The 11,946-nt window shown below is 64.4% G+C and carries 10 protein-coding genes and 1 pseudogene; 4 read left to right on the top strand and 7 right to left on the bottom strand.

Going from position 1 to position 11,946, the window contains the following annotated elements:
• Positions 1-25: 25 nt before the first annotated feature.
• On the bottom strand, positions 26-2,146 hold the full coding sequence (locus ACSMEV_RS01080) for a putative bifunctional diguanylate cyclase/phosphodiesterase (protein ID WP_459206904.1): 2,121 nt from the start codon (positions 2,144-2,146) through the stop codon (positions 26-28).
• A gap of 225 nt (positions 2,147-2,371) precedes the next feature.
• Between ACSMEV_RS01080 and ACSMEV_RS01085 the strand changes: the two are divergent.
• Positions 2,372-2,728: pseudogene (locus tag ACSMEV_RS01085) on the top strand (type II toxin-antitoxin system RelE/ParE family toxin).
• On the top strand, positions 2,725-3,027 hold the full coding sequence (locus ACSMEV_RS01090) for a Fis family transcriptional regulator (protein ID WP_459206905.1): 303 nt from the start codon (positions 2,725-2,727) through the stop codon (positions 3,025-3,027). The pseudogene ACSMEV_RS01085 and the gene ACSMEV_RS01090 overlap by 4 nt, the downstream one beginning before the upstream one ends.
• Before the next feature lie 127 nt (positions 3,028-3,154).
• On the opposite strand, the gene fba is transcribed toward ACSMEV_RS01090, so the two are convergent.
• From fba to tkt, 6 genes are all read right to left on the bottom strand, one after another.
• A complete protein-coding gene (gene fba / locus ACSMEV_RS01095; RefSeq protein WP_296266146.1) occupies positions 3,155-4,219 on the bottom strand; it encodes a class II fructose-bisphosphate aldolase in 1,065 nt (354 codons plus the stop codon).
• A 110-nt stretch (positions 4,220-4,329) separates the two neighbouring features.
• On the bottom strand, positions 4,330-4,656 hold the full coding sequence (locus ACSMEV_RS01100; RefSeq protein WP_459206906.1) for an MliC family protein: 327 nt from the start codon (positions 4,654-4,656) through the stop codon (positions 4,330-4,332).
• A 41-nt stretch (positions 4,657-4,697) separates the two neighbouring features.
• Complete coding sequence (locus ACSMEV_RS01105) at positions 4,698-4,949, bottom strand: hypothetical protein (RefSeq protein WP_459208273.1); 252 nt, start codon at positions 4,947-4,949, stop codon at positions 4,698-4,700.
• Complete coding sequence (locus tag ACSMEV_RS01110) at positions 4,949-6,112, bottom strand: phosphoglycerate kinase (RefSeq protein WP_459206907.1); 1,164 nt, start codon at positions 6,110-6,112, stop codon at positions 4,949-4,951. The genes ACSMEV_RS01105 and ACSMEV_RS01110 overlap by 1 nt, the downstream gene beginning before the upstream one ends.
• Positions 6,112-7,185 (bottom strand): erythrose-4-phosphate dehydrogenase, encoded by a 1,074-nt coding sequence (epd, locus tag ACSMEV_RS01115; RefSeq protein WP_459206908.1) that lies wholly within the window; start codon positions 7,183-7,185, stop codon positions 6,112-6,114. Before epd ends, ACSMEV_RS01110 begins: the two co-directional genes overlap by 1 nt.
• A 297-nt stretch (positions 7,186-7,482) precedes the next feature.
• On the bottom strand, positions 7,483-9,480 hold the full coding sequence (gene tkt / locus ACSMEV_RS01120; protein WP_459206909.1) for a transketolase: 1,998 nt from the start codon (positions 9,478-9,480) through the stop codon (positions 7,483-7,485).
• Between the two features lie 260 nt (positions 9,481-9,740).
• Between tkt and ACSMEV_RS01125 the strand changes: the two genes are divergently transcribed.
• Together ACSMEV_RS01125 and metK are read left to right on the top strand one after the other, a co-directional pair.
• The gene (locus ACSMEV_RS01125) at positions 9,741-10,757 is read left to right on the top strand and encodes an ArsR/SmtB family transcription factor (protein ID WP_459206910.1); all 1,017 of its coding nucleotides are present in this window, start codon (positions 9,741-9,743) and stop codon (positions 10,755-10,757) included.
• Positions 10,754-11,944 (top strand): methionine adenosyltransferase, encoded by a 1,191-nt coding sequence (gene metK, locus ACSMEV_RS01130; RefSeq protein WP_296266157.1) that lies wholly within the window; start codon positions 10,754-10,756, stop codon positions 11,942-11,944. The genes ACSMEV_RS01125 and metK overlap by 4 nt, the downstream gene beginning before the upstream one ends.
• Positions 11,945-11,946: the final 2 nt, after the last annotated feature.

The raw sequence follows: 11,946 nt of genomic DNA on the forward strand, positions 1-11,946 counted from the left end.
GAAGGGAATGGGCGATTCTAGCCAATCATTGCCACGGGCAGGGCGCGAACTGCGCAAAACCGCCGGCGTCGTTCACCGTCAGGGGGTGCGCCACCAGAAAGCCTTGCACGTAGGCACAGCCGTTGTCGCGCAGCCAGCGGGCCTGCTCCAAGGTCTCGACGCCTTCGGCGATCACGCTGATGCCGAGCGGCGCGCACAGCTCGATGACACCGCGCACCCAGATGCCATCGACCGCCGATTCAGGCAAGCGCGCCACCACCTGGCGGTCGAGCTTGAGGGTGTCGACCGGCAGTTCGCGCAGCATGCGCAGCGAACAGTCGCCGGCGCCGAAGTCGTCCAGGGCCACCCGTACGCCGCGCTCGCGCAAGCGCTGCACCTGCTTGGCCGCCTCGTCGATGTTGTACATCAGCGACTTCTCGGCCACCTCCACTTCCAACTGCGAGGCCGACAGGCCATGGTCGGCCACCACCCGTTGCAACTCGTCGGCCAGCCCCGGCATGAAGAACTGCGTGCGGCTCAGGCTGATGCCCAGCACCAGCGAAGGGTCGAAACGACCCTGCCACTCGCGGCGCTGGGCCGCGCCCTTGCGGTAGATCCAGCTCGACAGGCGGTTGATCAACCGTACCTCTTCGAGCAGCGGAATGAACAACCCCGGCGGCACATCGCCGACGCTGGGATGCTGCCAGCGCAGCAGCGCTTCGAAGCCGCGCAGGCGACCGTCGGCGAAGGCCACCTGCGGCTGGTAGACCAGGGTGAAGTCCTGCTGGTCGATGGCGGTGCGCACGCTGTCTTCGAGCAGCATGCGCGAGCGGGCACGACCATTGAGTTCGCTGTCGTAGAAACGGTACTGCTGCCGGCCCGCGCGCTTGGCGGCATACATCGCCTGGTCGGCGGCCTGCACCAGGCCATCGACCTGGGCCGCGCATTCGGGGTAGGTGGCGATGCCGATGCTGATGCCCAGCTTGAGCTCCACACCCTCGATCTGCTGGAAGCTGGAGACCCGTTCGATCAACAGCTCGGCGAAGCGCGCCGCCTTTTCCGGATACGGCAGGCCGTCGAGCAGCGCGGTGAACTCGTCGCCGCCCATGCGCGCCAGCAAGGCGGAGCTGCCCAGACAGTCGCGCAATTGCTGCGCCACCCAGTGCAGCACCTTGTCGCCGCCTTCGTGGCCTACGGCGTCGTTGATGCCCTTGAAACCGTCCAGGTCCATGTACAGCAGCGCCTGGGTGGTATCCGGGCGTTCCAGGCGCAGCAAGGCGGTCTCGACGCATTGATAGAAGCCGCGGCGGTTGAGCAGCCCGGTCAACGGATCGGTCACCGCCTGGTGCTCCAACTGCTGGTGCAGGTGCCGCACCAGCGACATGTCCAGTACCGTCACCACCATGGCGCCCTGCTCGACCGGCAACGGCGCACAAGACAGCGCCACCGGCAGCAGTTGCCTGGAGGCAGTGCGCAGGTAGGCCTCCGGGACGCGCAATATCTGCCGGTTGACGTAGGCGCCGTACAGGTCGCAATCGTGCCAGGCGCAGTTGCAGGGCAGTTGCAGCAGGTCGAGCAGGTGCGCGCCTTGCAGCCTGTCCACAGGCTGTTCCAACAAGGCGGCGATGGCCGGATTGGCGAAACTGATGGCGCCGCTGTGCTCCACCACCAGGATGCCCTCGGCGGCATGGCGCAGAATCGAAGCGTTGAAGGCCCTGGCTTCCTCCAGTTCCCGGCTCAGCTGCTGAAGCAGGCGCCGGCTGCACTGCTGTTCGAGCAGAGCCTTGACCTTGGGCTTGAGCACCTGGGGGTCGAAGGGTTTGAACAGGTAGTCGAGCGCCCCGCTCTGGTAACCCTTGAGCACGGCGGCATCGGACTGTTCGTTGGCGGTGAGGAAGATGATCGGCGTCTGCCGTGTACGCTGGCTGCCGCGCATCAGGCGCGCCACCTCGAAGCCGTCCATGTCGGGCATCTGCACGTCGAGGATGACCAGGTCGACTTCTTCGGCGAGCAAGGTTTCCAAGGCCTGCAAGCCGGAGTCGGCGGTCAGGACGTGCCAATTCTCGCGCGCCAGCAAGGCCTGCATGCTGACGAGGTTTTCCGGGTAATCGTCCACCACCAAAAGGACGGGCCGGCCGTCCGACAACTGTGCTTGAGCGCCATCCATGCTGCTTCTCTTGTTATGCCCTGTCTTGCGGTGCGACGGGTCTGCGCTTACAACTCTAGCCAGCGCGGGGCAGTACGCAATGTGGGAAATAGCATTAAGCCATGGTTGGCTGGGGTAGCCGACTAACGGCTTGGCGCTACCAAACCATCTCTGATCAAAATAAAAATGATGAATACGTGCTCAAGCGCGTATTGAGATATGTACCTTTTTAGGTACAATTAGCGCATGCATAATCCTCCACCCAAACTGACCGTTAGATTTTTCCGCACGCAAGTTGGCAATGAACCCGTGCGTGAATGGCTGGTCGGACTAGACCATCAAAGCCGCAGACTTATTGGGACCGACATCAAAACCGTCGAGCTTGGATGGCCAATAGGCATGCCAGTCGTACGCAAAATGGAGCCAGGCCTGTAGGAAATCAGAACCCACCTCGTCGATACGATCGCGCGGGTTCTGTTCACGGTCGAGGGTTCAGTCATGGTATTGCTGCATGGCTTTATCAAGAAAAGCGAAAAAACACCCGTGTCCGATCTGGCTACTGCCAGGCAACGCAAAGCGGCACTCAAGAGGAACAAGCGATGAACCAGCACATTGGCTCTGATTTCGATGACTTTCTCACAGAGCAAGGTCTCGCAGAGGAGGTGTCTGCTGCTGCCCTCAAACGAGTCATTTCCTGGCAGATCGCCGAAGCCATGAAACAGCAGAAGGTGACGAAGAAAGCTCTGGCCTTACGCATGCATACCAGCCGAACGGCAGTGGATCGCGCGCTCGATCAAGACGATCCCGGTATGACCTTGGCAACCCTGGCCAGCGTCGCACGGGCCCTAGGGCAGCGTGTAGAAATTCGATTGGTGCCAGAACAGGATTCGGCCCGCCCCTGATTCACTCTTGATCGGCTTGGGTTCCGTTTGGTTGGCTATGTAACCTAAGCACTTCCGCCACTAAATTAGACGCTCGAATAAACAAAAAACCCGCATCGCTGCGGGTTTTTTCTGACGCCTGGGCGGATCAGTTGACCTTAGCGGCCAACTCGCCTTTGGCGTAGCGCTGGAACATGCCTTCCAAGGTGATCGGTTTGATCTTCGAGGCCTGGCCCGCAGTGCCGAAGGCTTCGTAGCGGGCGATGCACACGTCGCGCATGGCCTTGACGGTCTCGGCGAAGAACTTGCGTGGGTCGAACTCGCTCGGGTGCTCGGCCATGTGGCGGCGAATGGCGCCGGTGGAGGCCAGACGCAGGTCGGTGTCGATGTTGACCTTGCGCACGCCGTACTTGATGCCTTCGACGATTTCTTCGACCGGTACGCCGTAGGTCTCTTTGATGTCGCCGCCGTACTGGTTGATGATCTTCAGCCACTCTTGCGGCACCGAGGACGAGCCGTGCATCACCAGGTGGGTATTGGGGATGCGCTTGTGGATTTCCTTGATGCGGTCGATGGCCAGGATGTCGCCGGTGGGCGGCTTGGTGAACTTGTAGGCGCCGTGGCTGGTACCGATGGCGATGGCCAGGGCGTCGACCTGGGTCTTGCTGACGAAGTCGGCGGCTTCTTCCGGGTCGGTCAGCATCTGGCTGTGGTCCAGGGTGCCTTCGGCGCCGATGCCGTCTTCTTCACCGGCCTGGCCGGTTTCCAGGCTGCCCAGGCAGCCCAGCTCGCCTTCCACCGAGACGCCGCAGGCGTGGGCGAACGCCACGGTCTGCTGAGTGACGCGCACGTTGTAGTCGTAGTCCGACGGGGTCTTGCCGTCTTCTTTGAGCGAGCCGTCCATCATCACCGAGCTGAAGCCCAGCTGGATCGAACGCTGGCACACATCGGGGCTGGTGCCGTGGTCCTGGTGCATGCACACCGGAATGTGCGGGAATTCTTCGATGGCGGCCAGGATCAGGTGGCGCAGGAAAGGTGCGCCAGCGTATTTACGGGCGCCGGCCGAGGCCTGGACGATGACCGGGGAATCGGTCTTGTCGGCCGCTTCCATGATCGCGCGCATCTGCTCGAGGTTGTTGACGTTGAACGCTGGAACGCCGTAGCCGAATTCGGCGGCGTGGTCCAACATCTGGCGCATGCTGATTAGTGCCATTTTGTATTTCTCTCCAGAAAAGCGTCGTTGTGTCGTGCAAGCCTGCCGCTAGAGCCTAGGGCGGTTGCTGTTCATGTTGTATGGGCCGCGCGCTGAGCCAGCCCGGCCATTCACGGTGCCTTGCAGCCCCGCCCTATCAGATCGTCGGTCGCCACCCAGTACACCAGGCCTTCTTCGCCCTGGGTGTGGAAGGCCAGCACACCGTCGCTGTACAGCGCGCCGGAACCGCTCGGCTCGGCCAGCAGGTGGTAGCCACGGCTGCCCAGGCGCACATCGACGGCTTCGCGCGAGGCGTCGGTGTAGCGCCAGAGCACTTCGGCCTGGCTGTCGCAGATCCAGCGTGTCCAGTCGTCGGCCACTGCGGGGGGCGGCGACGATGCGAACATCGAGCATCCACCCAATGCCGACAAGGCCAACGCGGCCATCAGCGCTTTCATCACGTCCTCCCGGCCCCTTCGCCTCGAAACGCCTGGCTGCTTCATAGGCAACCTGGCGCCTGACGTTGGTGCTCGTCGTCGTATTTTTCCAGCCCTTCCTGCCCCAGGCGCTTGCTGATCACCGGAACCGTCTCGGCCTGCCACTGCGACTGGTAGCAGCCGCCCTTGGGCGCCTGCGACGAGTCGGTCTCGGGTGCCGGGCTGCCGGCGCATGCACCGAGCAGAACGGCCATGAGCATCACAGGCAATTGCTTGACCATCAGGTCGCTCCCTTTGCCAGGCGCCGGCGCTATCAGGCCTTGGCCCGCGCTTCCAGAATGGCCACCGCCGGCAGTACTTTGCCTTCGACGAACTCGAGGAACGCGCCGCCACCGGTGGAAATGTAGGAGATATCGCCGCTGACGTCGTACTTGTCGATCGCCGCCAGGGTGTCGCCGCCGCCGGCGATGGAGAAGGCATCGCTGGCGGCGATGGCCTTGGCCAGCACCTTGGTGCCCTCACCGAACTGGTCGAACTCGAACACACCGACCGGGCCGTTCCACAGGATGGTCTTGGACGACTTGAGCAGTTCGGCGAACTGGGCGGCGGTTTGCGGGCCGATGTCCAGGATCATGTCGTCGGCGCTGACGTCGGCGATGGCCTTGACCGTGGCTGCGGCGCTTTCGGCGAACTCTTTGGCCACTACCACATCGACCGGCAGCGGCACGTTGACCTTGGCTGCGATGGCCTTGGCGGTGTCGATCAGGTCGGGCTCGTACAGCGATTTGCCCACCGGATGGCCGGCGGCGGCGAGGAAGGTGTTGGCGATGCCGCCACCGACGATCAGCAGCTCGCACACGCCGCTCAGGCTATTGAGCACATCGAGCTTGGTCGACACCTTGGAGCCAGCGACGATGGCGGCCATCGGCTGGGCCGGCGCCTTGAGCGCCTTGCCCAGGGCGTCCAGTTCGGCGGCCAGCAGCGGGCCCGCTGCGGCGACCTTGGCAAACTTGGCGACACCATGGGTCGAGCCTTCGGCGCGGTGGGCGGTGCCGAACGCATCCATGACGAACACGTCGCACAGTGCCGCGTAGCGCTGCGCCAGCTCGTCGGCATTCTTCTTCTCGCCCTTGTTGAAGCGTACGTTCTCGAACAGCACCAGCTCGCCGGGCGCGACCTCGACGCCGTCGAGGTAGTCCTTGACCAGCGGTACGTCGCGGCCCAGGGCCTTGCTCAGGTAGTCGGCCACCGGCTGCAGGCTGTTCTCGGCCGAGAACTCGCCTTCGCTCGGGCGCCCCAGGTGCGAGCAGACCATCAGCGCTGCGCCTTTTTCCAGCGCCAGCTTGATGGTCGGCAGCGCGGCCTGGATGCGCGCATCGCTGGCCACCACACCATCCTTCACCGGGACGTTGAGGTCTTCGCGGATCAGTACGCGCTTACCTTGCAGGTCGAGGTCGGTCATCTTCAACACGGTCATCAATGCGGTCCTTCAGGGCTGTGGGGTGCAGATGGGTGGACGACGCGCAGATAGTGGTCGGCAACGTCGAGCATACGGTTGGCGAACCCCCATTCGTTGTCGAACCAGGCCAGCAGGTTCACCAGGCGGGTGCCTGAGACGCGGGTCTGGCTGGCATCGACGATGGCCGAATGCGGGTCATGGTTGAAATCGCAACTGGCGTGCGGCAACTCGGTGTAGGCCAGCAATCCCTGCAACGGGCCGCTCAGCGCGGCCTCGCGCAACACCTGGTTGACCTCGGCGGCACTGGTGTCGCGCGCGGTGTGCAGGGTGATGTCCAGACACGACACGTTGACCGTGGGCACGCGTACCGCTTTGGCCTGGATTCGTCCGGCAAGTTCCGGAAGCAGCCGTTCGATGCCGCGGGCCAGGCCCGTGGACACCGGAATGACCGACTGGAACGCCGAACGGGTGCGGCGCAGGTCTTCGTGGTGGTAGGCGTCGATCACCGGCTGGTCGTTCATCGCCGAGTGGATGTTGGTGATCTGCACGTACTCGATGCCGAACGCCCGGTCGAGCACACGCAGCAGCGGCACGCCGCAGTTGGTGGTGCACGACGCGTTGGACACCAGCCGCTCGGCGCCCGTCAGGCACTGCTGGTTGATGCCGTAGACCACCGTGGCGTCGACGTCGGCCTCGCTGGCCATGGGCTGGGAGAACAGCACCCGTGGCGCGCCGGCGTCGAGAAAGCGTTGGGCGTCGGCGCGCGAGGTGTAGACGCCGGAGCACTCCAGCACCAGATCGATGCCCAGGGCCGCCCAATCGACGCCTTCGGGAGTGGCGCTGCGCAGGACTTTCACGCAGTCGCCATTGATGTGCAGACAGTCGCCCTCGACCCTGACCTCACCGGGAAATCGCCCGTGGGTGGAGTCGAAGCGCGTGAGGTATTCGATGCTGGCCTGATCGGCCAGGTCATTGAGCGCCACGATCTCGAAGCCCGCCCGCGCACCGCGCTCGACCAGGGCACGCAGGACGCAGCGGCCGATGCGGCCGTAACCGTTGAGTGCAACTTTGTAGGGACGCGAGTGGGGCATTCGGGGCTCGTGGGGCAGAGTGTGGGTGGAGCGGTATCACAAGTATGGAACGTGGTTGGAGTCGTCTGGCATGGCCCGGAGACTATCGCCAATGCCGTCTTGCAGGTGCTCGGCGTCGCCTGGCTTGGGCCGGCTATGCCGGCCATCGCGGCTAAAGCCGCTTCTACAGGATGAGCGAAATCCTGTAGGAGCGGCTTTAGCCGCGATGGGCCGCGGAGCGGCCCTATGTCAGCCCCAGCGATCGTCCAGAAGGCCGCCTTGGCTGATGGCCAAGGCAGCCGACCGCTAGTCCCAGCATCAGTCTTCCAACAGCTCCTGCGCCGTCTCGACCACGTTCTCCACGGTAAAGCCGAACTCCTTGAACAGCTCGCCCGCCGGCGCCGACTCACCGTAGGTGGTCATGCCGATGATGCGCCCTTCCAGGCCGACGTACTTGTACCAGAAGTCCGCGTGCGCCGCCTCGATGGCGATTCGCGCGCTGACTTCCACCGGCAGCACCGACTGACGGTAGGCGGCGTCCTGGGCGTCGAACACGTTGGTGCTCGGCATCGACACCACACGGACCTTGCGGCCCTGCTCGGTCAGCTTGGCGGCGGCGTCCGTCGCCAGGCCCACTTCGGAACCGGTGGCGATGAGGATCAGCTCAGGCTCGCCTTGGCAATCGCGCAGCACGTAACCACCGCGGCTGATCTGGGCGATCTGCTCGGGGCTGCGTTCCTGGTGCTGCAGGTTCTGCCGCGAGAAGATCAGCGCCGACGGGCCATCGTTGCGCAGCAGGGCTTCCTTCCAGCACACCGCCGATTCCACGGCGTCGGCCGGGCGCCAGGTGTTCAGGTTGGGGGTGGTGCGCAAGCTGGCCAGTTGCTCGATCGGCTGGTGGGTCGGGCCGTCTTCGCCCAGACCGATGGAGTCGTGGGTGTAGACGTGGATGGCGCGCTGCTTCATCAGTGCCGACATGCGCACCGCATTGCGTGCGTATTCCATGAACATCAGGAAGGTCGCGCCGTACGGCACCAGGCCGCCGTGCAGGGCCAGGCCGTTCATGATTGCGGTCATGCCGAACTCGCGCACGCCGTAGTACACGTAGTTGCCGCTGGCATCGCCAGCTTCCACGCCCTTGCAGCCTTTCCACAGGGTCAGGTTGGAGCCGGCGAGGTCGGCCGAGCCGCCCAGCAGTTCCGGCAGCAGCGGACCGAAAGCGTTGAGGGTGTTCTGGCTGGCCTTGCGGCTGGCGATGGTCTCGCCCTCGGCGGCGACTTCTTCCACGTAGGCCTGGGCCTTGGCGGCAAAATCGGCCGGCAGCTCACCGCTGGTGCGGCGCTTGAATTCGGCCGCCAGCTCCGGGAAGGCCTGGGCGTAGGCGTCGAAGCGCTGGTTCCACTCGGCTTCGGCCTGGGCACCGGCTTCCTTGGCACTCCATTCGTCGTAGATGTACTGCGGAACCTCGAAGTCGCCGTAGTCCCAGTTCAGGCCCTTGCGCGACAGGATGATCTCGTCGTCGCCCAGCGGCGCGCCGTGGGACGACTCCTTGCCTGCCTTGCCTGGCGAACCGTAGCCGATGATGGTCTTGCAGCAGATCAGGGTCGGCTTGTCGCTCTTGCGCGCGGTTTCGATCGCCATCTTGATTTCGTCGGCGTCGTGGCCGTCGACCTTGCGGATCACCTGCCAGCCGTAGGCTTCGAAGCGCGCCGGGGTGTCGTCGGTGAACCAGCCGTGCACTTCACCGTCGATGGAGATGCCGTTGTCGTCGTAGAAGGCGATCAGCTTGTTCAGCCCCAGGGTGCCGGCGAGCGACGCGACTTCGTGGGAGATGCCTTCCATCATGCAGCCGTCGCCCATGAACACGTAGGTGTTGTGGTCGACGATGGCGTGGCCGTCCTGGTTGAACTGCGCGGCCATGATCTTCTCGGCCAGGGCGAAGCCCACGGCGTTGGCGAACCCTTGGCCCAGAGGGCCGGTGGTGGTTTCCACACCTGGGGTGTAGCCGAACTCGGGGTGGCCCGGGGTGCGGCTGTGCAGTTGACGGAAGTTCTTCAGGTCGTCGATGGACAGGTCGTAACCGGTCAGGTGCAGCAGGGAGTAGATGAGCATCGAGCCGTGGCCGTTGGACAGCACGAAGCGGTCGCGGTCGGCGAACTTGGGGTTGCTCGGGTTGTGCTTGAGGTAGTCACGCCACAGCACTTCGGCGATATCCGCCATCCCCATGGGGGCACCGGGGTGGCCGCTGTTGGCCTTTTGCACGGCATCCATGCTGAGGGCGCGGATGGCATTGGCACGATAACGACGGCTGGTCATCGATGGTCTCCTAAGGGCTTCGAAAGAGGTAACACGGAAAAGAGTCGGGCATTTTCGCCCACAGGCAGTGCTCACGGCAATGACGGATGGTCAGGAGGGGGAAATTTCCTCGTTCTGCGGGCGTATCGGCACCGCCGCGCACCGGGCGGGCCCCATGAGGCGCCTGCCGTTGGCTGCTCGGAGCCTTCGCCAGCTGCAATATCAAAACTTTTTGATATTGCAGTTGCGAGCCTCCTCCACCCTGACTAGACTCCCGCTCCATGAACCTACCCGCGCAATCCTTCCCCACGTACCGCAGCGATGACCTGGCCGCCCTGTGCAAGGCCAGTGGCGACGGCCTGCGCCTGAACGTGCTGCGGGCATTGGCTAGCGATTCGTTCGGCGTGCTGGAACTGGCGCAGATCTTCGACATCGGCCAATCGGGCATGAGCCACCACCTCAAGGTGCTGGCCCAGGCCGGGCTGGTGGCCACGCGCCGCGAAGGCAACGCCATCTTCTACCGCCGCGCCTTGCCCGACACGCTGCGTCTGGGCGGTCGCGTGCACGCCGCGCTGCTCGAGGAGGTCGATCAGTTGCCCCTGGCCGCCGAGGTGCAGGCGCGCATCGTGCAGGTGCAGCGACGCCGTGCGGCGACCAGCCAAGACTTCTTCCTGCGCGTGGAAGAGAAGTTCAGGGCCCAGCAAGACCTCATCGCCGGCCTGCCGCAATATCGCGAAAGCCTCTTGGCGCTACTCGACCAGCTCAGCTTCGACGCACAGGCCACCGCTCTGGAGGTCGGCCCTGGCGATGGCGGCTTCCTGCCCGATCTGGCGCGGCGTTTCGCCCAGGTCACCGCCCTGGACAACAGCCCGACCATGCTCGAGCTGGCGCGCCAGGTGTGCCTGCGCGAACGGCTGGACAACGTCACCCTGCAACTGGCAGACGCCCTCGACACGCCCCAGGCCCAAGTCGACTGCGTGGTGTTGAACATGGTCCTGCACCATTTCAGCGACCCGGCCCACGCCCTGCGCCAACTGGCCCTGCGCGTGAATCCGGGCGGTAGCCTGCTGATCACCGAACTGTGCAGCCACGACCAGCGCTGGGCCAAAGATGCCTGTGGCGACCTGTGGCTGGGCTTCGAACAGCAGGATCTGGCCCATTGGGCCAGCGCCGCCGGGCTCACCCCCGGCGAAAGTCTCTATATCGGCCTGCGCAATGGCTTCCAGATCCAGGTGCGCCATTTCCAGCGGGCCGCTACCCACCCCTTCATCGATACCGTTAGGAACCCTTCGAGATGAGCGAATACTCCCTTTTCACATCCGAGTCCGTGTCCGAAGGGCATCCGGACAAGATCGCCGACCAGATTTCCGACGCGATCCTCGATGCCATCATCACCCAGGACAAATACGCGCGCGTAGCCTGCGAAACCCTGGTCAAGACCGGCGTGGCGATCATCGCCGGTGAGGTCAGCACCTCGGCCTGGGTCGACCTGGAAGACTTGGTGCGCAAGGTCATCATCGACATCGGCTACGACAGCTCCGACGTCGGCTTCGACGGTGCCACGTGCGCGGTGATGAACATCATCGGTAAGCAGTCGGTGGACATCGCCCAGGGCGTCGACCGCTCCAAGCCGGAAGACCAGGGCGCGGGCGACCAGGGCCTGATGTTCGGCTACGCCAGCAACGAGACCGACGTGCTGATGCCGGCGCCGATCTGCTTCTCGCATCGCCTGGTCGAGCGCCAGGCCGAAGCGCGCAAGTCGGGCCTGCTGCCCTGGCTGCGGCCGGACGCCAAGTCCCAGGTCACCTGTCGTTACGAAGGCGGCAAAGTGGTCGGCATCGACGCGGTGGTGCTGTCGACCCAGCACAACCCGGACGTGTCCTACAACGATCTGCGCGATGGCGTCATGGAGCTGATCGTCAAGCACACCCTGCCGGCCGAGCTGCTGCACAAGGACACCCAGTTCCACATCAACCCTACCGGCAACTTCATCATCGGTGGCCCGGTGGGCGACTGCGGCCTGACCGGGCGCAAGATCATCGTCGACTCCTACGGCGGCATGGCCCGCCACGGCGGCGGCGCGTTCTCCGGCAAGGACCCGTCCAAGGTCGACCGTTCCGCCGCCTACGCCGGTCGCTACGTGGCCAAGAACATCGTCGCCGCAGGCCTGGCCGAGCGTTGCGAGATCCAGGTGTCCTACGCCATCGGCGTCGCCCAGCCAACTTCGATCTCGATCAACACCTTCGGCACCGGCAAAGTCTCCGACGCCCGCATCGTGCAACTGGTGCGCGAGTGCTTCGACCTGCGCCCCTACGCCATCACCACCATGCTCGACCTGCTCCACCCGATGTACCAGGAGACCGCCGCCTACGGCCACTTCGGCCGCACGCCGCAGCAGAAGACCGTGGGTGACGACACCTTCACCACCTTCACCTGGGAACGCACCGACCGCGCCGAGCAACTGCGCACGGCCGCTGGCCTGTAATT

The organism is Pseudomonas sp. MLB6B (assembly GCF_054508135.1).